This window comes from Bradyrhizobium sp. STM 3562 (assembly GCF_045571435.1).
Taxonomy (GTDB): Bacteria; Pseudomonadota; Alphaproteobacteria; order Rhizobiales; family Xanthobacteraceae; genus Bradyrhizobium.
Window position 1 is genome coordinate 4261557 of record NZ_CP120694.1, and the last position, 21359, is coordinate 4282915.

22 protein-coding genes are annotated in these 21359 nt (G+C 62.2%); 13 read left to right on the plus strand and 9 right to left on the minus strand.

The genetic code is table 11. From position 1 onward, the window contains the following. Window positions 1–21: 21 nt before the first annotated feature. From sufC to P6U23_RS19730, 6 genes are all read left to right on the plus strand, one after another. Window positions 22–774: a Fe-S cluster assembly ATPase SufC gene (gene sufC / locus P6U23_RS19705; protein WP_407174104.1), complete on the plus strand. Its 753-nt coding sequence runs from the start codon at window positions 22–24 to the stop codon at window positions 772–774. Between the two features lie 17 nt (window positions 775–791). Further along, window positions 792–2114 (plus strand): Fe-S cluster assembly protein SufD, encoded by a 1323-nt coding sequence (gene sufD / locus P6U23_RS19710; RefSeq protein WP_407174106.1) that lies wholly within the window; start codon window positions 792–794, stop codon window positions 2112–2114. Further along, window positions 2111–3358 (plus strand): cysteine desulfurase, encoded by a 1248-nt coding sequence (locus P6U23_RS19715; protein WP_407174108.1) that lies wholly within the window; start codon window positions 2111–2113, stop codon window positions 3356–3358. Before sufD ends, P6U23_RS19715 begins: the two co-directional genes overlap by 4 nt. A 5-nt stretch (window positions 3359–3363) precedes the next feature. Continuing rightward, window positions 3364–3735, plus strand: coding sequence for an SUF system Fe-S cluster assembly protein (locus tag P6U23_RS19720; protein ID WP_407181521.1), 372 nt, complete (start codon window positions 3364–3366; stop codon window positions 3733–3735). A 75-nt stretch (window positions 3736–3810) separates the two neighbouring features. Beyond that, entirely contained in the window at window positions 3811–4206 is a 396-nt protein-coding gene (locus P6U23_RS19725) for an iron-sulfur cluster assembly accessory protein (RefSeq protein ID WP_024509761.1), read from the plus strand. Window positions 4207–4361: 155 nt separating this feature from the next. Continuing rightward, complete coding sequence (locus tag P6U23_RS19730; RefSeq protein ID WP_407174109.1) at window positions 4362–4778, plus strand: TfoX/Sxy family protein; 417 nt, start codon at window positions 4362–4364, stop codon at window positions 4776–4778. 60 nt (window positions 4779–4838) lie between these two features. Here P6U23_RS19730 and P6U23_RS19735 read toward each other — a convergent pair whose 3' ends face one another. The 3 genes from P6U23_RS19735 to P6U23_RS19745 form a co-directional block, all read right to left on the minus strand. Further along, the gene (locus P6U23_RS19735; RefSeq protein WP_407174111.1) at window positions 4839–5906 is read right to left on the minus strand and encodes a GGDEF domain-containing protein; all 1068 of its coding nucleotides are present in this window, start codon (window positions 5904–5906) and stop codon (window positions 4839–4841) included. Window positions 5907–6012: 106 nt separating this feature from the next. Then, complete coding sequence (locus P6U23_RS19740) at window positions 6013–7410, minus strand: DEAD/DEAH box helicase (RefSeq protein ID WP_407174112.1); 1398 nt, start codon at window positions 7408–7410, stop codon at window positions 6013–6015. A gap of 98 nt (window positions 7411–7508) precedes the next feature. Beyond that, window positions 7509–7913 carry a hypothetical protein gene (locus P6U23_RS19745; RefSeq protein WP_407174113.1) on the minus strand — a complete coding sequence of 135 codons (405 nt, stop codon included), beginning with the start codon at window positions 7911–7913 and terminating at the stop codon, window positions 7509–7511. Between the two features lie 32 nt (window positions 7914–7945). Here P6U23_RS19745 and P6U23_RS19750 point away from each other — a divergent pair, with 32 nt between their 5' ends. Continuing rightward, entirely contained in the window at window positions 7946–8719 is a 774-nt protein-coding gene (locus P6U23_RS19750; RefSeq protein WP_407174114.1) for an outer membrane protein, read from the plus strand. A gap of 80 nt (window positions 8720–8799) precedes the next feature. Here P6U23_RS19750 and P6U23_RS19755 read toward each other — a convergent pair whose 3' ends face one another. From P6U23_RS19755 to parE, 4 genes are all read right to left on the minus strand, one after another. Beyond that, window positions 8800–9570, minus strand: a complete 771-nt coding sequence (locus P6U23_RS19755) for an SDR family NAD(P)-dependent oxidoreductase (protein ID WP_407174116.1) — start codon at window positions 9568–9570, stop codon at window positions 8800–8802. A 22-nt stretch (window positions 9571–9592) separates the two neighbouring features. Further along, window positions 9593–9778, minus strand: a complete 186-nt coding sequence (locus P6U23_RS19760; protein ID WP_407174118.1) for a hypothetical protein — start codon at window positions 9776–9778, stop codon at window positions 9593–9595. A gap of 279 nt (window positions 9779–10057) precedes the next feature. Next, window positions 10058–10846, minus strand: a complete 789-nt coding sequence (locus P6U23_RS19765; RefSeq protein WP_407174120.1) for an outer membrane protein — start codon at window positions 10844–10846, stop codon at window positions 10058–10060. A 250-nt stretch (window positions 10847–11096) separates the two neighbouring features. Next, window positions 11097–13154, minus strand: a complete 2058-nt coding sequence (gene parE, locus P6U23_RS19770) for a DNA topoisomerase IV subunit B (RefSeq protein WP_407174122.1) — start codon at window positions 13152–13154, stop codon at window positions 11097–11099. Between the two features lie 222 nt (window positions 13155–13376). Between parE and P6U23_RS19775 the strand changes: the two genes are divergently transcribed. From P6U23_RS19775 to P6U23_RS19795, 5 genes are all read left to right on the plus strand, one after another. Next, window positions 13377–13907, plus strand: a complete 531-nt coding sequence (locus P6U23_RS19775) for a DedA family protein (protein ID WP_407174124.1) — start codon at window positions 13377–13379, stop codon at window positions 13905–13907. Window positions 13908–14048: 141 nt separating this feature from the next. Further along, entirely contained in the window at window positions 14049–15035 is a 987-nt protein-coding gene (locus P6U23_RS19780; protein ID WP_407174126.1) for an MBL fold metallo-hydrolase, read from the plus strand. Between the two features lie 327 nt (window positions 15036–15362). Continuing rightward, complete coding sequence (locus P6U23_RS19785) at window positions 15363–16031, plus strand: FMN-binding negative transcriptional regulator (RefSeq protein WP_407174128.1); 669 nt, start codon at window positions 15363–15365, stop codon at window positions 16029–16031. After that, window positions 16028–17077, plus strand: a complete 1050-nt coding sequence (gene argC, locus P6U23_RS19790) for an N-acetyl-gamma-glutamyl-phosphate reductase (protein ID WP_407174130.1) — start codon at window positions 16028–16030, stop codon at window positions 17075–17077. The genes P6U23_RS19785 and argC overlap by 4 nt, the downstream gene beginning before the upstream one ends. Window positions 17078–17194: 117 nt before the next feature. Then, entirely contained in the window at window positions 17195–18439 is a 1245-nt protein-coding gene (locus P6U23_RS19795; RefSeq protein WP_407174132.1) for a threonine ammonia-lyase, read from the plus strand. Between the two features lie 5 nt (window positions 18440–18444). Here the strand turns inward: P6U23_RS19795 and P6U23_RS19800 are convergent, their stop codons facing one another. Both P6U23_RS19800 and P6U23_RS19805 read right to left on the minus strand, forming a co-directional pair. Continuing rightward, complete coding sequence (locus P6U23_RS19800) at window positions 18445–18843, minus strand: MAPEG family protein (RefSeq protein ID WP_407181522.1); 399 nt, start codon at window positions 18841–18843, stop codon at window positions 18445–18447. Between the two features lie 97 nt (window positions 18844–18940). Next, a complete protein-coding gene (locus P6U23_RS19805) occupies window positions 18941–20746 on the minus strand; it encodes a PHA/PHB synthase family protein (RefSeq protein ID WP_407174134.1) in 1806 nt (601 codons plus the stop codon). Between the two features lie 238 nt (window positions 20747–20984). Here P6U23_RS19805 and P6U23_RS19810 point away from each other — a divergent pair, with 238 nt between their 5' ends. Then, window positions 20985–21272 (plus strand): hypothetical protein, encoded by a 288-nt coding sequence (locus P6U23_RS19810; RefSeq protein ID WP_407181523.1) that lies wholly within the window; start codon window positions 20985–20987, stop codon window positions 21270–21272. Window positions 21273–21359 lie beyond the last annotated feature (87 nt).

The following is a 21359-nucleotide window of genomic DNA, read 5'->3' on the forward strand; positions in this document are numbered from 1 at the left end:
ATTTTTCAGGGAATACGACGAATGGCGTTACTTGAAGTCAGAGATTTGCATGTCCGGGTCGAGGATCGCGAGATCCTTCACGGGCTCGACCTCACCGTGAACCCGGGTGAGGTGCACGCGATCATGGGGCCGAACGGGTCCGGCAAATCGACGCTTTCGCATGTGATTGCCGGCAAGCCCGGCTATGAGGTCACCGACGGTCAGATCCTGTTCAAAGGCGAGGACCTGCTCGCCATGGAACCCGATGAGCGCGCCGCTAAAGGTGTGTTCCTGGCGTTCCAATATCCGGTGGAAATTCCCGGCGTCGCCACCATGAACTTCCTGCGCACGGCGCTGAACGCGCAGCGGAAGGCGCGCGGCGAGGGCGAATATTCGACGCCTGACTTTTTGAAGAAGGTTCGCGAGGTCGCAAAGTCCCTCAACATTCCGCAGGACATGCTCAAGCGCGGCGTCAACGTCGGCTTCTCCGGCGGCGAGAAGAAGCGCAACGAGGTGCTGCAGATGGCGCTGTTCGAACCGAGCCTGTGCATCCTCGACGAGATGGATTCCGGCCTGGACATCGACGCGCTCCGGATTGCTGCCGACGGTGTCAATGCGCTGCGTTCGCCGGATCGCGCGATGGTCGTCATCACTCACTACCAGCGGCTCCTGAACTACATCGTTCCGGACTTCGTCCACGTGATGTCCAGAGGCCGCGTGGTGAAGAGCGGCGACAAGCAGCTCGCGCTCGAGCTCGAAGCTTCCGGCTATGCCCAATTCGAGGACGCGGCCTGAGCCCTAAGGAATTTCCGATGAACCTGGTTCTGGCCAAAACCGATACCGAACGCGCGGTGAGCAACGTGTTTGCGACCGCGCGCGACCGGCTGCCCGGCGCGGGTGAGGTCGCGGAGGCGCGCCGCCAAGCCTTTGAAGCTTATGAGCGCGCGGGCCTGCCGCACCGTCGCATCGAGGAGTGGAAATATACCGACCTGCGCGCACTGATGCGGGAGGTGGCGCCGCTGGCGCGCTGGCCGGATGCGGCGGCGATCGCGCGGGCGAAGGCTGCCCTCGGGCTCGTTGCGGTTGATGGGGCCGCCAAGCTGGTGCTGGTCGATGGCGTGTTCGTGCCCGAACTCTCCGGCATCGCCGAACTCGGTGATGGTGTCAGCGTGCGGACATTGCGCGAAATTCTTGAGAACAGCGCCAATGACGCGAGGAGCGACCTGCTGCTCACGTCGACAACGGATGCTGTGATTTCGCTCAATGCCGCGATGGTGACCGATGGCGTCGAGATCAGCATTGCTGACGGCACGGCGCTCTCCCGTGCGATCCAGATCGTGCATGTCGCGACGGCGTCCTCTGCATCGCTGTTCACGCGCTCCCACGTCAATCTCGGCAAGGCTACGCGTGCGACATTGATCGAGAGCTTCGTGGCCGCTGAAGGCGCAAGCGCCTATCAGACCAATGATGCGGTGATTCTCCGGGTCGGGGATGGGGCCGAGCTCTCGCATCTTCGCGTCGTGGCGGATGCGGCAGATGCCGTAAACATCTCCTCGGGGATCGTTACCGTCGGGGCGAAGACAAAACTCAACCTGTTCAACCTGACCCGGGGCGGGGCGGTGAGCCGCTATCAGGGTTTCATCACGCTGGCGGGCGAGGGGTCGGACCTTTCCGTCAACGGCATCAACCTGCTCAAGGACAAGGAGCACGGCGATACCACGCTGGTGGTCGACCATGCGGTGCCCCATTGCACCAGCCGCGAGAATTTCCGCGCCGTGGTCGACGACCGCGGGCATTCGGTGTTCCAGGGGCGCATCATCGTCCGGCCCGATGCGCAGAAGACCGACGGCAAGATGATGACACGGGCGCTACTCTTGTCCGACGAGGCCGAGGCCGACAATAAGCCGGAGCTGGAAATCTTCGCCGACGACGTCACCTGCGGCCATGGGGCGACCTCGGGCGCGCTGGACGAGAGTCTGCTGTTCTATCTGCGGGCGCGCGGCCTTTCCGAAAAGGACGCGCAGGCGCTCTTGATCCAGGCGTTCCTGGGCGAGGCGATCGAGGAGATTGCCGACGAGAGCCTGCGTGAGTTCGTGATGGCGCAAGCCGAGCGCTGGCTGGAGGTACGGCGATGAGCACGCATCCGGCCGTCCTCAACGGAGCCTATGACGTTGCTCGCGTGCGCGAGGATTTTCCGGCGCTGGCGATGCAGATCTATGGCAAGCCGCTGGTCTATCTCGACAACGCCGCTTCCGCGCAGAAGCCGAAGGCGGTGCTCGACCGCCTCATGCAGGCCTATACCAGCGAGTACGCCAACGTCCATCGCGGCCTGCACTACCTCGCCAATGCGGCGACCGAAGCCTATGAGGGCGCCCGCACCAAGGTGGCGCAGTTCGTCAACGCGCGGCGGTCCGAGGAGATCATCTTCACCCGCAACGTCACCGAGGCGATCAACCTGGTCGCCTCCTCATGGGGCGAGCCGAACATCGGCGAGGGCGACGAGATCGTGCTCTCCATCATGGAGCACCATTCCAACATCGTGCCCTGGCATTTCCTGCGGGAGCGGCACGGCGCCGTGATCAAATGGGCGCCGGTGGACGACGACGGCAATTTCCTCATCGAAGAATTCGAGAAACTGCTGACGCCCCGCACCAAGCTGGTCGCAATCACGCAGATGTCGAATGCGCTCGGCACGGTGGTGCCGGTCAAGGACGTGGTCAGACTTGCGCATGCCCGCGGCATCAAGGTGCTGGTCGATGGCGCGCAAGGGGCGGTGCATCTTCCGGTCGACGTGCAGGATATCGACTGCGATTTCTACGCTTTCACCGGTCACAAGGTCTATGGGCCGACCGGCATCGGCGCGCTTTACGCCAAGCATGATCTGCTGGTGGAGATGCGGCCCTATAACGGCGGCGGCGAGATGATCCGTGAGGTGGCAAAGGATTGGGTCACCTATGGCGATCCCCCGCACAAATTCGAAGCGGGTACGCCGCCGATCGTCCAGGCGATCGCGCTTGGGGCCGCGATCGACTATGTCAACTCGATCGGCAAGGAACGCATTGCGGCGCATGAGCACGACCTCGTCACCTATGCGCAGGACCGTCTGCGTGAAATCAACTCGCTGCGCCTGATCGGAACGGCGAAAGGCAAGGGGCCGCTGATTTCTTTTGAGATGACAGGCGCGCATCCCCACGATGTCGCGACCGTCATCGACCGACAGGGCATCGCGGTTCGCGCCGGCACCCATTGCGTGATGCCGCTTTTAGAGCGGTTCAACGTGACGGCCACCTGCCGCGCATCCTTTGCGATGTATAATACGCGTGAAGAAGTGGACCATCTGGCACAAGCGCTGATCAAGGCGCGGGAACTGTTCGCATGACCGATATCACCGACACGGCCGAAGCCCAGTTGAGCCACATGGAGACGCAATCGGCGCTGCCGCCGGAAGAAACCGAGCGGCTGACCAAGGACATCATCGCGGCGTTGAAGACGGTGTTCGATCCGGAAATCCCGGCCGACATCTACGAGCTCGGCCTGATCTACAAGGTCGACATCAAGGACGACCGCTCCGTCGACGTGGTGATGACGCTGACCACCCCGAATTGTCCGGCCGCCGGCGAGCTGCCGACGATGGTGGAGAATGCCATCGCGAGCGTCCCCGGGGTCGGCATGGTCAACGTCAGCGTGGTTTGGGAACCGGTCTGGTCGCCGGAGCGGATGAGCGACGAGGCGCGACTTGTCCTGAATATGTGGTGAGGCGTTTCGCAAGCGTAAGGCAACAGCAGCATGATCCGGCATTGATTTGCCGATGGGACTGACCACATGACGAATATGACACAGGCTTCTCCCAACCCAGCTTCCAAGCCGAAGGCGCGGCCGCGTCCGCAGGTCATGAAATTGACCGATGCGGCGGCGCAGCGCGTGCTGGAGCTGACCAGGCGTGCCGATTCCGAAATCGTCGGCTTGCGTGTCGGCGTCAAGAATGGCGGCTGTGCCGGACAGTCCTATACAGTGGAATACGCCCACGAAATCCGTTCGACCGACGAGGTCGTCGAGGACAAGGGCGTGAAGATCCTGGTCGATCCCAAAGCCGTCTTGTTCCTCCTGGGAACCGAGATGGATTACAAGGTCGACAAGATGCAGGCGCAGTTCGTCTTCAATAATCCCAACCAGGTTTCCGCCTGCGGCTGCGGCGAATCCGTTCAGCTAAAGCCCGCGCAGGTTTAGCTTCGCCGAGTCCGAGCATGATGGCCTCATCCTGCTGAGGAGCCGCGCTCTGCGCACGGCGTCTCGAAGGATGGCCGCGAGTGAGAAAAGGGCCTCATGGTCCGGGATGCGCTTCGCGCTCTCACCATGAGGGTTGACGTCGGGGTGAGGCGCCAATGGACCGCGATTTCCTGATCGATCTGTTCGTCGATTTCGGTCCTGTCACCATCCGGCGGATGTTTTCCGGCTTCGGTATCTCCGCTGATGGCACCAACTTCGCGCTGGCGCTGCGCAGCGGGCTTTATTTCCGGGCCGACGAAATCACGATCCCGCAATTCGAAACCGAGGGCTCGCAGCCGTTTCAATACCAGACCCGTACCAAGACCGTGACGGTTGGCTCCTACTGGCAGTTGCCGGCGCGGCTGTTCGATGATTCCGAAGAGCTGGCTCAATGGGCTCGGGCGGCGTTGGCGGCGGCCCAGCGCGCCGCGCTGAAGAAGCGAACGAAGGTGCGCAAGGCAGTGCCGAGAGGCGCGGCTGGCAAGAAGAAGCCTGCCAAGAAGAAAGCCGGGACAAAGAGGCTGGCGCGCTGAAATTGACATCGTCATGGCCAGGACAAGCCCGGCCAGGACGGAGCGTTCATCAAACGGAATTCACGCCACTTGGCCCCGCATCTCGGCGGTATATTCCGGATCGACTTCGCAGACCACGCGGTTGCGGCCGGCGCGCTTGGCGGCATAGAGGCAGGCGTCGGCGCGCTCGATCAGGGAGTCCGTGTCGTCGTCGGGCTTGAGCATGGAGACACCGACCGAGATGGTGACGCGGCCGAGAATCTCGCCGGTCGACTTCTTCTTCAATTCCTTGGCCATGATCGCGCGGCGGATGTGATCTGCAACCGTCAGCGCCTGGCGCAGCGCGGTATTGGGCAGCACGACCGCGAACTCCTCGCCGCCGTAGCGCGCCGTGATGTCCTGGCCCTTGATGGTCTGCTTCAGGGACAGGCCGACCAGCCGCAAGACCTGATCTCCAGTGAGATGGCCGTAGGAATCGTTGAACGACTTGAAATGATCGATGTCGAACATGAGCAGCGAGAGCGGCTGGTTATTCGCCAGCGCGTTCTGCACCTCGGTCTCGATCATGCGGTCGAAATATTTGCGATTTCCAAGTCCCGTCAGCGGGTCGGTCAGGCTTTCCGCCCGGATCGCCTCGAGACTCTGCTGCAGATTGCTGATCTCGCCTCGTGACAGCGTGAGCCGCTGTTCGAGGGCCATGTTGGTCTCGCGCATCTCGCGCGTCGACTTCAGCAGCATTTCCACGATCGGCTTGACCTGCGCGGCCGTACGCGCGGTCGAAAGCTTTTGCGTCGCACCGTCCAGGCAGGCCTCATAACTCTCGGACATGCCGAGGGCGTCGGTGAGGAGCTTTAAGACCTCATCGATTTCCCCGATGACGCGCGCGCCGACCTTGTCGATGCGGTCGGTGGTTTTGATGTGGGAAAGATAGGTGTCGTAGATCTGTTCGAGATCGGCCTCGGTCAGCTTGCCATTACGCGCCAGCGTCTCGTTGATGATCTTGTTGAGCGGCGCGTTGTATCCGGTCGCGTAGACGTACCAGATTTCATAGTTGCGAGGGATGGCTGTCTGGCGGAGAGACCTGATCTGCCCAAGGGCGACTTCGGCAAACGCCATCGTGCGTTCGTGTTCGTCGAGCACCTTGACCACTATTATGCCCCCATAGCAGGGCCGCGCCGCCCGCTTGCAGCAATCGCTCAAATTATAGCGGGCACGTTAATAGACGATCGTGAACGAGCGGTAAATAGGTGCTTCTTCAGACGCGGGCGCGCACCGGCCGCAGCAGGAAGGCCGGAAGATGGGAGTGGTCGGCCGGCTCCGAATCAACGTCGCGCGCGCGCCGCGGCTCGCCGCGTTGCGCCACCGACGGCGTGCGTTGTGCGACCGGCGCTTGTTGTCCTGGCGCACCGTGGTGGCGCCCGCCACCATGGCGCGTCTCGCGATCTCGGCCACCCTTACGTCCGCGGCGCGAGGATTCGCGTGACCTGTGCTCGCGAGGATGCTCACTCTCTTCGGCGTTTTCGCTGGAGAAATCGCCTTCGGCGCGGGGGATGCTTTGCCCGATCAGCTTTTCGATCGCCGCGACCGACTTCTGGTCCAGCGGTGTGACGATGGAAATCGCCGTTCCACTGCGACCCGCGCGCCCCGTGCGGCCGATGCGGTGGACATAATCGTCGGGATGATGAGGGACGTCGAAATTGAAGACGTGACTGACTTCGGGAATATCGAGGCCGCGTGCGGCGACATCGGAAGCGACGAGCAGCGGCAGTTCGCCCTTGCGGAATTGATCGAGCGCCGCCATGCGCGCCGGCTGATCCATGTCGCCATGCAGGGCGCCAACGGAAAAGCCATGCTTCTGCAGCGACTTGTGAAGGATAGCGACCTCGCGCTTGCGATTGCAGAAGATGATCGCGTTCTTCAGGTCCTTGGCTTCACGCAACAGGTGCCGCAATAGCTCGCGTTTTTGATGTGGTTCGCTGCGGGCGGGCACCTGCGATTGCGCGACCGTGGAGGCGGTGGTCGCGGGCCTGGAGACCTCGACCTTGACGGGATTGTGCAGGAAGGCCTCAGTGACGCGCCGAATCTCCGGCGGCATCGTCGCGGTAAAGAACAGGGTCTGGCGGGTGAACGGAACGAGCTTGCAGATGCGCTCGATGTCGGGGATGAAGCCCATGTCGAGCATGCGGTCGGCTTCGTCGATCACCAGGAGCTCGACCCCGGTGAGAAGTAGTCCGCCGCGCTCGGTATGATCGAGCAGGCGACCGGGAGTTGCGATCAGAACGTCGACGCCCCTGGTCAATTTGGAGTCCTGATCGCCGAACGAGACGCCGCCGATCAGGAGCGCGACGTTGAGCTTCTGGCCTGCACCATAGCGATCAAAATTCTCTTTGACCTGGGCGGCCAGCTCGCGGGTCGGCTCCAGGATCAGGGTGCGGGGCATGCGGGCCCGCGCGCGACCCTTTTCCAGGATGGTGAGCATTGGGAGCACGAAGGCGGCGGTCTTGCCGGTGCCGGTCTGGGCGATGCCGAGAACGTCTCGACGGGCCAGCACGTGCGGAATTGCCTGATCCTGAATAGGGGTGGGGTTGGTGTAGCCGGTAGCCGCAACGGCCGCTAGCACCTTGTCGGATAGACCGAGATGGGAAAAAGACATTGAGCCTCTAGTCGAAACCGCCGTTTGGTATCGAGGGGGTAAAAGGCTGTCGCGTGCAACCCCGAAACGGCGCGCTTTCAAAAGCTGGGGGCGCTGACTTACGCTGACGGCGGCATTTCAGCGGAATCGCTTGTTCGATTACCTGCCGCTTCAACAGGGAACATAGGGTGGAATCGCCGGAAGTCAATGGAGCAGGCGCGGGAAGCGCCGAAAAACCCTAACGTTTTCGCCCAAATCCCTGTCAGCCATGCACTGCCGTGACGTTTTCCGAAGCCTATCCTTGGGGGCCGCGGCACCGGTCGGGGATGGTCGAGGTGCTCACCTATGGCGATGACAGCGTGTTGGAGATCGGGAGTTTTCGTCCCTAATGCGACAGCATTATTGCCATTTCTGCGCGCATTTTGTTGCTCATATGCAACTTGCGCGATCAAAGTGATGCCGGTGGCCAGCCAACCCAGGGTTCCATATCGCTCGCCTTCAGCGTGTAGCGTACTATCACTCAACAGTTCGCTCGCTGTGCTTTGGAGGGGCTTCCATGAAACGGCATCTTGGTTGGGTTTTCGCGTCTGTTATTTCGATCGCAGGCCTTGACGGCGCTTCGGCGGCCGATATCGCGGCACGGCCCTACACCAAGGCGCCGCCGGCCCCCGCGCCCGTCCTCTACGACTGGAGCGGCTTCTATATTGGTGTCAACGGCGGCGGTGGCTCGTCGCACAATTGCTGGGACCTCGTAACCGATATTTTTGCCAGTCTGCCCGGACGGGAAGGTTGCCATAACGCAACCGGGGGCACGGCCGGTGGTCAAATCGGCTATCGCTGGCAGACAGCCAGTTGGGTGTTCGGTCTCGAAGGGCAGGGTAACTGGGCTGATTTCAGAGGCAGTAATACTAGCCTTCTCTTCGCGCCCGACTTCAACCGTTCGCGACTCGATGCTTTTGGGTTGCTCACCGGTCAGGTTGGCTACGCCTGGAACAATGTCCTGCTCTACGTCAAAGGCGGCGCCGCCGTCGCCGGCAACAGGTTTGACGCGTTCAGCGGGACCGGCGCGTTGCTGGCCCGGGCCGACGAAACCCGTTGGGGCGGCACGGTCGGCGCCGGTCTGGAATTCGGCTTCGCGCCAAACTGGTCAATCGGTGTCGAGTACGACCATCTGTTCATGGGCAGCCGCAACGTCAACCTCACGGGTCCGACCGGGGCGTTCTTTGAGACCGAACACATCGGTCAGGACGTCGACATTGGCCTGGTTCGCCTGAACTGGCGCTTCGGCGGTTTTGGCGGCTTGGGTGCTCCGGTCGCTGCCCGTTATTGATTTCGGTCGTCCGCGATCAGTGCAAGCCCCGGTCTTGGCCGGGGCTTGTCGTTTTGGCGCGGAAACGCCGGCGATCGCTTTTAGCCCGTAATGGAATAGCCGCCGTCCACGGGGATCGCGGTGCCGGTGACGAAGTCGGAAGCGGACGAAGCGAGAAACACTGCAATACCCGCGAAGTCGTCGATCGCACCCCAGCGTGCCACGGGCGTACGTGCCAGCACGCGCTCATGCAGGCCGCCGATCTCGGCGCGGGCGCGTTTGGTGAGGTCGGTGTCGATCCAACCCGGGAGAATCGCATTGACCTGGATCTTATCGGCGGCCCAGGCGCAAGCGCATGAACGCGTGAACTGCACGATGCCGCCCTTGCTCGCCGCGTAGGCCGGCGCAAAGCTTGCGCCGAAGATCGACATCATCGAGCCGATGTTGATGATCTTGCCGCCGCCGGCTTCCTTCATCGCTGGATGCACAGCTTTCGAACAAGCAAAAGCGCTGGTGAGGTTGGTATCGATCACCCGTTGCCATTCATCGAGCTCGAGTGCGTGCGGCGGCTTGCGGATGTTGATACCGGCGTTGTTGATGAGAATGTCGATGCGGCCGAACTCGCTTCCGACGCGCTCGACCATCTTGGCAACGGCGTTCCCGTCGGTGACATCGGCGACAACAGAAATGGCCTTGGCACCGCGGGCTGCGATCTCCGCTACCGCTTGCTCCGACTTATCCGCATTGCGTCCGACGATGGCGAGCTTCGCGCCAGCATCGGCGAGCCCACGCGCCATGCCTAATCCAATGCCGCCATTGCCGCCGGTGACGATTGCGATCTTGCCGCCGAGGTCGAACAGTTCGGGTTTCATTGTGGATCTACTCCAAAGGATTTCAGCCCTTCGCTTGCCAGATCAAGATCAGCCCAAGGGCGGCCAGGGCCACGCCATAGCCGGCCCATTGGATTTCATCGACCATGAAGCTTTCAGGCGGCCACCTGATAACGCCGGTGCCTTGGCCGATCCAGAGCAGGCCAATGGCAAGTGCCAACAGGCCAACGATCAGAAGCGCCCTGCGCATGGTGTTTCCTCCCAAGACGAATTGAGGGCGGTCTCTTATCGACATTCGGCCTTCGTCCGGCCGCGCAACGCTTCGGCGGCGGCGACGAGGGAAACTTTCGGCGAGCCTAAACACAGTCCAAGGGCGTGACCAGCCGCGAGCCGCTCGAATCCGCCATGGAATATGGCGGTCAACAAGGTGAGCTTCACCCGAAACGGCGCTTGTCCACTTCTTGTGGAATGCAGGAATCAAAAAGCCCCGGACCAGGCCGGGGCTTTCAAGTTTGACGTCAGAAAGCGATCAGTACTTCGCGACCACCGGGCCGGTCCAGTTGAAGCGGTAGACCAGCGAGGTGCTGACGGTCTGCACCAGAGGCTTGAAGGTGACCGAGTCGCCGAACAGGATGTTCGTGCCGTCGAAGCGCTCGTCGACGGCCTTCTTGTTGTAATAGGCCGCGCGATATTCGGTCTTCATGAACCAGCCGGGCGCCGTGAGGCCGAAGATGTTCAGGCTGTTTTCGACGCCGCCACCGACAAACCAGCCGTTGCGATTGAAGCTGTCGGTGTGAAGACCGACCGGGAGGCCGCTGAGATTATCGACCAGGGTCGAGCCCGACCAGTGCGAACCGGAATAACCGCCGTTGACATAGGAGAACACGTTCGGCGCAACCAGATAGCCGAAGCGCACGCCGGCGGCCCAGGAGTCCTGCAGCTTGATGCGGCCGGTGATGCCGTTGAACGCATCCGAGAGGCTGCCGCGCAGACTGCCGAACTGGCCGTCAGCGAACACGCCAACCACCCAGCTATTGTTGAACTGCCAGTCATAGCCGAGACCGACGGTGCCGAACCAACCATCGCCGCCCTGGCGCTGATCGATCGTCAGCGGCACGGCGCCCACGGTCGTCTGCGTGTGCTGGTCGGCATCCCAGATGCCGCCGCCGCCACCGCCGAAGATGTAGAAGCCGGTCCAGTTATAAGCGGGCGCGACCGGCGGAGGAGCCTTGGTGTAAGGCCGCGCCGCGAGATCGGCCGCATTGGCCGAGCCGGTGATCGCTGCCACAGCGGACAGAGCGAGCAGGAGCTTTTTCATTGTCATTCCTTCAGATCTTTGAGCGTTCGAACTGACCGCGTTGAAATTCCAGGCGGGGCCTCGTCCCCAATTCGCAAACAATATAGCCGGTTCGACCCAAAATGCTGTTGCAGGGTAGGCACAGTTGTGCCGAAAACCATCGCGTAAGCACGGGAAAGAGGATTTCTGCAAGCGTTTGAAAACTAAAGAAAATCGCCTCCGGGCGCGACCGGAGGCGATTTTCTTCGGCGCAACGGATGGCTGTGATTGCCTAAACGTCCAGCAGGTCTTCCCTGGCGAATTCGGCCTTTTCGGAGATGAAGGCGAATCGCGCCTCGGCCTTGGTGCCCATCAGGCGCTCGACCGAATCGGCGGTACCTTCGCGATCGTCGGCAAGCAGCACCACGCGAAGCAGCGTGCGCCTGGCCGGGTCCATCGTGGTTTCCTTGAGCTGCGCCGGCATCATTTCGCCGAGGCCCTTGAATCGGCCGATATCGACCTTGGCGTTGGCGTTGAACTCGCTCTTTAGCTTCTTCTCCTTGTCGGCATCGTCCCTGGCATAGACCGTCTTGCTACCGTGGGTGAGCTTGTAGAGCGGCGGCACCGCAAGGTAGAGATGGCCTTCATCGATCAGGCGCGGCATCTGCCGGTAGAAGAAGGTGATCAGGAGCGAGGCGATATGCGCGCCGTCGACGTCGGCGTCGGTCATGATGATGATGCGCGAGTAGCGTAAATCCTCTTCGCGATAATGCGCGCCGGTGCCGCAGCCGAGCGCCTGCACGAGATCGGCGAGCTGGGCGTTGGCCATCAGCTTGTCCTTGCCGGCGGAGGCGACGTTGAGAATCTTGCCGCGCAAGGGCAGCACGGCCTGCTTCTTGCGATCGCGCGCGACCTTTGCGGTGCCGCCCGCGGAGTCGCCTTCGACGATGAAGATCTCCGATCCTTCCTGCGCGCTGTCGGTGCAGTCGGCGAGCTTGCCGGGCAGCCGCGCTTTCTTGGTCGCGGTCTTGCGCGCGACCTCCTTCTCCTGGCGGCGGCGGATGCGTTCGTCGGCGCGCTCGATCACGAAGTCGAGCAGCCTGTTGGCCTGCACGGGATTGCCGGATAGCCAGTGGTCGAACGGATCCTTCACCGCCTGTTCGACGATGCGCTGCGCTTCGGCGGTGGCGAGTCGGTCCTTGGTCTGGCCCTGAAATTCGGGCTCGCGCACGAACACCGAGAGCATGACGGCGGCACCGACCATCACGTCTTCGGACGTGACGTTGGCGGCGCGCTTGCTCTGGCCGACGCGTTCGGCGTGATCCTTCAGGCCGCGCAACAAGGCGCTGCGGATGCCCGATTCGTGGGTGCCGCCGTCGCCGGTCGGGATCGTGTTGCAGTAGGAGGACATGAAGCCGTCGGCATCCGCGGTCCAAGCTACCGCCCATTCGCAACCGCCATGGCCGCCGACGCGCCCGGACTTGCCGGAGAAAATATCCGGATGCACCAGCGTGTCGGCATGGATCGCGGCGGCGAGATAGTCCTTCAGGCCGCCGGGGAAGTGGAACGTCGCTTCCGCCGGCACGTCTTCGACGGCCTTGAGCAGGTCAGGTGCGCAACGCCAGCGAATTTCGACGCCACCAAACAGATAGGCCTTGGAGCGCGCCATCTTGAACAGCCGCTGCGGCTTGAACGCGGCCTTGGCGCCGAAAATCTCCGGATCGGGCTTGAAGCGAACCTTGGTGCCGCGGCGGTTGCTGACCTTGCCGAGGTCCTCGAGCTTGCCCTTGGGATGGCCGCGTTCGAACGCCATGCGATAGAGCTTCTGGCCGCGCGCGACCTCGACCTCGAGCCGTGTCGACAACGCGTTCACCACGGAAATACCGACGCCATGCAGACCGCCGGAGGTCTCATAGACCTTGGAGTCGAACTTTCCGCCCGCGTGCAGCGTGCACATGATGATTTCGAGCGCGGACTTCTTCGGGAATTTCGGATGCGGGTCGATGGGAATGCCGCGGCCATTGTCGGTCACGGTGAGGAAGCCGTCGGCTGAAAGCTCCACCTCGATGAAGGTGGCGTGGCCCGCCAGCGCCTCGTCCATCGAGTTGTCGATGACTTCGGCAAAGAGATGGTGCAGCGCCTTTTCGTCGGTGCCGCCGATATACATGCCCGGGCGCCGGCGTACCGGTTCCAGACCCTCGAGCACCTCGATGTCGCGCGCGGTGTAGCCGTCTTCGGCGCCACCGCCGCGTGAGGCAGCCTTTGCCGCCGGGCGGCGTTTTGGGTCCTCAGCCCCAAACAGGTCGTTGGGCGCTTTGGTTTTGGCAAGAGCTTTCAAAGGTTTGGCCATAGATCTTCATATAGTGCGCGCAAGTACGCGCGGCGAATCAGGGTTCAGGTGACTATGCCACGGCCGGGCTTAAAAAGTGACGGCCGGCTCCGCAAGGGGATTACCGCGTCCTATGCCTTTGTGACTTGAAGTCGCGCAAGCGGCCGGCTTACGTGTTTTTAGGCGTCTGGGCGCTAACCGGGTTCCAGGATTGGAACGGGGCGAGAAGGGCTTTTTTGGGACATGGAAGAGTTTGCGCGCGCCGTGGTCAGTTTCGTGCGCGACCATCAGGCCTGGGCCGCCCCGATCGTGTTCCTGCTGGCGTTCGGTGAATCGCTCGCGTTTTTCTCGCTATTGATCCCGGCCTGGGGCGCGCTGGTCGCGATTGGCGCGCTGATCGGGGCAAGTGGTATCAACTTCCTCCCGGTGTGGATTGCAGGCGGCATCGGTGCGGCGCTGGGGGACTGGGTCTCCTATTGGTTCGGCTTTCGTTACAAGGAACAGGTTGCGCAGATCTGGCCGCTCTCGCGCTATCCCGACATCCTGCCCAGGGGCGAAGCTTTCGTTCGGCGCTGGGGCGTCCCCAGCATCTTCATCGGTCGTTTCTTCGGCCCCTTGCGCGCCTCGGTGCCGTTGGTGGCCGGCATTTTCGAAATGCCCTATTGGGAGTTTCAAGTCGCCAATTTCGTTTCCGCCCTGATCTGGGCCGCCGTCCTGCTCCTGTTTGGCGACGTGATCGCGCAGGTGATGGAATGGCTCTGGCGCGCGGTTTAGCCGGAATAAACGCGAGAGGGCGGGGGTTAGCGACCGGGACACTCGTCCTGTTCGCGCAGCAAACGCGATCTTGCTACGATCGACGCAAGACAGGCGACGAGCGAACAATTCGGAATTCATTCTGTCGGTGGGAGGACGGCCATGCAACTATCACGACGGCAAGCACTCGCGTCCGCCGCGGCGATCGCGGCTGCACCATTGCTCGGGTCGACGGCGGCGAGTGCCGCTGCGGCGCCGGCGGATAAACAGGCGCCAAGCTTCTATCGCTACAGGGTCGGCGACATCGAGGTCAGCGTGGTGTCCGACGGCAGGTTCACCTTTCCGCTGGAGGATTCCTTCATCACCAATGCCAAGAAGGAAGACGTCAGCGCGGCGCTCCAACGGGCGTTCCTGCCCGGCGATACGATGACGATCTATTTCGCCCCGCTCGTGATCAACACCGGCGGCAAGGTCGTGGTGATTGATACCGGCAACGGACCATTGGCGCGGGAGAAGAACAGGACCAACGGGCTGTTCGCGGAGAACATGGCGGCCGCGGGCTTCGATCCCAAGGCCGTCGACATGGTGGTGATTTCTCACTTTCACACCGACCACGTGAACGGGTTGCTGACCGCCGAAGGCACGCCGGCCTTTCCGAATGCCGAAGTGCTGGTGCCGGCGGTCGAATGGAAGTTCTGGATGGACGATGGCGAGATGAGCCGCGCGCCCGCGGGCCGCATGCAGAGCCTGTTCAAGAACAACCGCAACATCTTCGATGCCGGCCTCAAGCGAAAGGTGACGCCGTACGAGTGGGGCAAGGAAATCGCGCCCGGCCTGCTTGCGGTCGAGACCGTCGGGCACACGCCTGGGCATACGTCCTACGTGCTGTCATCCGGTTCGGGGAAGGTGTTCATCCAATCCGACGTGACCAACAATCCGAATCCGTTTGCGACACATCCGGGGTGGCATGCCTTTTTCGATCAGGACGCGGATGTTGCGGAAAAAACGCGCCGCCGCATCTATGACATGGTGGTAACGGAGAAGCTGCTGCTTCAGGCATTCCATTATCCGTTCCCCGGACTAGCCCATCTCGAAAAGGACGGCGACGGGTATCGAGTCATTCCGATGCCGTGGAATCCGGCGATCTGACATGGAGCGTCATTCCGGGGCGCGCGCCTCGAGCGCGCGAACCCGGAATCTGGAGCTTGGGGCGCGAGAGTCCGGGTTCGCTTGCGTTGCAAGCGCCCCGAAATGACGCCATCGTATCTTGACCGCCCGCAGGCATCGCTTTATAGCCCCACGCATGATCAACGCCGCGACCATCCGCATCGCTCGCCGCCGCCGCGCCTACGCGGCATGGGCGGTTGTCGGCGTTTGAGATCATCGCCTCTGCCGCCGGATTGGATCCTGCGGCATTCTCCTCAAAAGAAAACGCGCATCCGATTCGGCGGCTCCTAGGTCAAATAGGAGTGAGACATGTACACGCCTCCGATGTTCAAAGCCGATCGCGCGGCCTGCCTGAAATTTGCCGAAGCGCGCGGATTTGGGCTCATCTGCGCTTTCGACGGCAGCAAGCCGATCGCCTCCACACTGCCGTTCTATCTCTCATACGCTGAGGACGGCACGCCGCGCGCGGCGTTTCATGTCGCCCGTCACAATCCGCTGATAAAGCTCGCAGGAGCGACATCGTCGTGGCTCCTGGCCGTCACCGGCGCCGACGTCTATGTCTCGGCGGACTACTACGTCTCGCCCGACCAGGTGCCGACCTGGCTCTATCAGGCCGTGCATCTGACCGGTCCGGTGCGGGTGCTGACGGATGACGAGCTTACGGTGCAGGTCGATACGCTGAGCACCAAGTTCGAGGAGCGGCTCTTGCCCAAGAAGCCCTGGACATCGGCGAAAATGACGGCGGGACGGTTTGAGGCGATGAAGAGGGCGATCGTCGGCTTGGTGATGACGGTTGAGGAGGTCGAAGGCAGTTTCAAGCTCAACCAGCACAAGACCGAGGCGGATTACCGCGCGGTGAGCGCCGCGTTGGCCGCGCGGCCCGATGCGAACGCACAACAGATTTCGCATCTGATGCGCGAGGCGAGGCCTGCGGCATTTGCTGACGAAGCGGCGGGCAATGAAGGGAGCGCAACATGAGCAGCAAGAAGAAAATCGGTGTCCTCGGCGCTTCCGGCTACACCGGCGCGGATGCGGTGCGCCTGCTGGCGCGGCATCCGCACGCCGAGATCACGACCTTGACCGCAAACACCCATGCCGGCCGCGCAATGGACGACGTGTTCCCGCATTTCTTCATGCTGGACCTGCCCAAGCTCGTGGAATGGGAGAAGGTCGATTGGAGGCAACTCGATGCCGTGTTCTGCGGCCTGCCGCACGGCACGACCCAGGAGATCATCGCCGCGGTCCTCAAAGCCAATCCGGCCATCAAGGTCCTGGATATGTCCGCGGATTTTCGGCTGCGCGACAGGGAGGTCTATGCGAAATGGTACGGACACGAGCACCGCGCGCCGGAACTGCAAGGTGAAGCCGTCTACGGACTAACCGAATTCTATCGGAAGAAAATTGCATCGAGCCGGCTGGTGGCCTGTCCTGGTTGCTATCCGACGGCGTCGTTGCTGGCCCTGGTGCCGCTCGCCAAGACCAAGCTGATCGACGTGCACGACATTCTCATCGATGCCAAGTCCGGTGTGACCGGGGCCGGGCGCGGGCTGAAGCAGAACACGCTGTTCTCGGAGGCGGGCGAGGGGCTGTCGCCCTATTCGGTCGGCACGCATCGTCATGCGCCCGAGATCGAGCAGGAGATCGGCGCCGCCGCCGGTGCCGCCGTGACGGTGAATTTCACGCCGCACCTGATTCCGATGGCACGCGGCGAACTTTGCACGTGCTATGTCAGACTCGATGGCGCGAGCGTCGATGATCTGCGCGATGCGCTCTCGAACGCCTATCGCAACGAGCCGTTCGTCCATGTTGCGAAAAAGGGCGTGATGCCACAGACCCAGAATGTACGCGGGTCCAACTATGTGCAGATCGCCGTGTTTCCCGATCGCATCAAGAACCGGGCCATCGTGATCTCGGTGCTGGACAATCTGGTGAAGGGATCGGCCGGGCAGGCGATCCAGAACATGAACCTGATGTTCGGCTTTCCGGAAACCGCCGGGCTGGAGCAGATCGCGCTGTTCCCGTAAGTTCATTCACGCCGTCATTCCGGGGCGATGCGTTAGCATCGAACCCGGAATCTCGAGATTCCGGGTTCGGCTCTGCGAACCGCCCCGGAATGACGGCGCCAAAATTGGCCGCCCAAGATGCCGACCGATTCGAAAGATAAGCGCGCAGACGCGCCCAACTTGCCAGTCACGCCCGCCGACATCGACGCCGCGGCCGCGGCGATCCGTGGCGCGGTGCTGGTTAGCGCATGCGAGGAAAGCCGGACGCTGGGCGAGATGTGCGGCTGCCGGATCTGGCTCAAATTCGAGAATCTGCAGTTCACGTCCTCCTTCAAGGAGCGCGGCGCGTTGAACCGCCTTTTGGCCCTTTCACCCGAACAACGCGGGCGCGGTGTCGTCGCGATGTCGGCGGGCAATCACGCGCAGGGCGTGGCCTATCATGCCAAGCGTCTCGGCATTTCCGCGACCATCGTGATGCCCATCGGCACGCCGATGGTGAAGATCGAAAACACGCGGCGGCATGGCGCGGCGGTGATGATCTCGGGCGCCACGCTGGAAGAGGCGGGCGAGTTCGCGCTCGCACATGCCAAGGCCCACGGCATGACGCTGATCCACCCTTACGATGATCCGTTGATCATCGCGGGGCAGGGGACCATCGCGCCCGAAATGCTCGAAGCGGTGCCGCTTCTGGATACGCTTGTGGTTCCGATCGGCGGCGGCGGGCTGATCTCCGGCATCGCGATCGCGGCGCGTGCCGTGCGGCCGGATTTGCGCATCCTCGGCGTTCAGGCCCAGCTTTACCCGTCGATGTACAATGCGATCTACGGCCAGGCGCTGCCGATGCGCGGCGATACGCTTGCCGAGGGCATCGCGGTCAAATCGCCCGGAAAGATCACGACGGACATCATCCGCGATCTGGTCGACGACGTCGTGCTCGTCAGCGAGGATCAGATCGAGCGGGCGGTCGCGACCTTGATCTCGATCGAAAAGACGGTGGTGGAAGGCGCCGGCGCCGCAGGCCTTGCTGCTGTGATGTCGAACCCTGAACGCTTTGCGGGTCGCAATGTCGGTCTCATCCTGACAGGCGGAAATATCGATACCAGGCTGATCGCTTCCGTCCTGACCCGCGAGCTGGCGCGCGAGGGTCGGCTGACCCAGCTTGCGATCGACCTCGTGGACCGGCCGGGTCAGCTTGCCGCGGTGTCAATCCTGCTGGCCGAGGCTGGCGCCAACATTATCGAAGTCTCGCATCAGCGCACCTTTTCCGATCTGCCGGCCAAGGCGACCTTGCTCGAGCTCGTGATCGAAACGCGCGATCGGGCCCATCTGGATGACGTTATGGCACGGCTCAGCGCGGCGGGGTTCATCGCGCGCTGGATGTGAGGGACTCAGAAAATCCCGAAGATCGCCAGCGCCAGCACGGCCTGTGCCAGAAAGCCGACGGTGAAGGCGATCGTGCGAAACACCGGCAGCCCCAGCGTGTAGACGATCAGATGCGCGACGCGGGACCAGAAATAGACCGCGCTGGCATAGACCGTCCATTTGGTCGAGTAGTCGATCTCGTTGAGGATCAGCACCAGGGGTGCAAAGATCACCAGATTTTCGACCGCGTTGTCGTGGGCGAACATCAGCCGTGTCGCCCATGGCGCATGCGGCTTGGCGTCGCGGGCCGGATTGGCCATCGTGCCGGACAGCCCGCGCACCTGGGCACGGTTGACGATGTAGGGGATCCACAAGATGCCCGTCAAAATGACGGTCAAGGTCAGCCAGAACAACTCGGGTGTCAGCAATCCGGATGCCATCGTCTCCCCCTCTTACGCGCTTTCGAGATCAGTGTTGCTGGTGTGCTTATACCCGAGCGCAAGAAGCTTCGCCAAACCTTCGCTATGAGCGGACCCGGACGTAACTTCCGGGTGCGTCCTCGATCGGCGGCAAGGCATCGCTGCCGATGGCGCGTGCCGGCACTTCCTCCGCATCGATGCTGGCAAGCCATTCGCGCCAGTCCGGCCACCACGAGCCCTTATGTTCCTGCGCGGCATTCAACCAGTCCTCCAGCGAGATGTCGCGAATCTCGTCATTGGTCCAGTACTGGTACTTGTTCGCCGCCGGGGGATTGACGACACCGGCGATATGACCGGAGCCGGAAAGCACGAATTTCACTGGCCCGCCAAAAAATTGCGAGCCGTAAAGCACGGAATCGGCCGGCGCGATGTGATCCTCACGCGTCGCCAGATTGTAGACCGGCACCTTGACCTTGGAGAGATCGAGCAGGGTGTTGTCGAGCACCATCGTGCCTGAGGACAGCCTGTTCTCCAAATAGCAGTTGCGCAGGTAATAGGAGTGGTTGGCCGCGGGCATGCGCGTTGCGTCCGAATTCCAGTGCAGCAGATCGAACGCGGCCGGCGGCTGCCCTTTCAAGTAATTGCTGACCACATAGGACCAGATCAGGTCGTTCGAGCGCAGCATGTTGAAGGCCATCGCCATCCTGGCGCCTTCCAGCACGCCGGCTTCCTGCATGTCGCGTTCCAGCGCCGAAATCTGGCCCTCATCGACGAACACGAGCAAATCGCCGGCGTGGGTGAAGTCGACCTGCGCCGCCAGGAAGGTCGCCGAAGTGGTGCGCACGCGCCGCTTTTCCGCAAGCCAGGCCAGCGTGGTCGCGAGCAGGGTGCCGCCGACGCAATAGCCGAGCGTATGCACCTTCATCTCGCCGGTGGCCTTTTCGATCGCGTCCATCGCCGCGAGCGGGCCTTCCTTCATGTAGTCTTCCCAGGTCTTGGCGCCCAAGCTCCTGTCGGGATTGACCCAGGAAATGACGAAGACCGTGATGCCCTGGTCGACGCACCATTTGATGAAGGATTTCTCCGGGCGCAGGTCCAGGATGTAGAATTTGTTGATCCAGGGCGGCACGATCAGAAGCGGCGTACGCAGCACCTTCTCCGTCGTCGGCTCGTACTGGATGAGCTGCATCAGCTCGTTCTGATAGATCACCTTGCCGGGCGTGACCGCCATGTTGACGCCGAGCTGGAGATCGGCGGGATCGGACTGCCGGATTTTGAGGATACCCTTGCCGGCCTCGATGTCTTCCGCCAGCATCTGCATGCCGCGCACCAGATTGTCGCCACTGGAGGCCAGCGTCTCGCGCAACACTTCCGGGTTTGTGAACACGAAATTCGAAGGCGCCAGCGCATTGACGATCTGCTGGATGTAGAACTCCGCCTTCTTGCGCGTGTGCGGATCGAGCCCTTCGGCATTGCGCACGAGATCGTGGGCCCATTGTGCGCTCAGCAGATAAAGCTGCATCACGAAATCGAAGAAGTGGTTCGATTTCCATTCCGGGTCGGCGAAGCGCTTGTCGCGCGGCGAGGGGGCGATTGCCGGCGCGGCCTCTTGCCCTGCGAGTCGCCGTACCGCCGAGCCCCAGAGGTCGAGGTATCCTTTGGCGATCCTGGTCTGCAGGTCGGCGGCGCGCTCATTGTCGGCCAGCCAATATTCGGCGACCGCGGTCATCGTCCTGATCACCTCGGCAAGCTCGGTCGGCGGATTATCTTTGACCTCGCCGCTCTCGCGCGGCTTCAGATAGGCCGCCAGCGCCTTGCCGCCGCTCTCCATGGCGCGGGCCAGATTCATCGCAAAGGCCTCGGCGTCGAATGTCTTGGTCAGCCCGGTATCGATCTTCACGTCGTTCATGGGAAAGACACTACCGATTCATTTCGCTTGCGTCACCGCGAGATCGCGCTAGCAGTTTTCAAGTTAACTTTTGCGGCGTGGCGCGTGTTGCACTGCGACAATCAATCTTGGTTCCGTCACATTGCAGCCCTATCGCTCTCCTCTACTGTTTCTGGCTCTAATCGTTTCGGGCGACAATGGTTTGAGCTGCGGCAGATTGGGCGCTGCTTAAATCGGCGAAGTGGGATTGGCCAAAGCGATGTCGGTCGGACGGCACACAACCGTGCTTGCATTGGGTATGTTGGCGTTGTCGGCCTTTGTGCTGGCCGGCTGCTCCAGTCCCATTGCCGATATGCCTTCGCTCGGCACGCCGGCGGACGCCTCGGCGCATGCAAAGGACTCCGGGACCTATCTGCCCGTCCATGATCTGCCGCCGGATCGGGACGAGGCGGTGATCCCGCCGGACCAGCGCGCCAAGATCGAAGCTGAATTGATCAAAGCGCGCGACCGTCAGGCCTCGACCACCCAAAATCCCAACGCGAAGTGAGCGCTGGCGCGGGCGTCGGTCCGTGCTAAAAGAACTATGCTCAACCGCAAATCAGGGCAACTGCTTAGAATTTTGCCGCTGAATTCG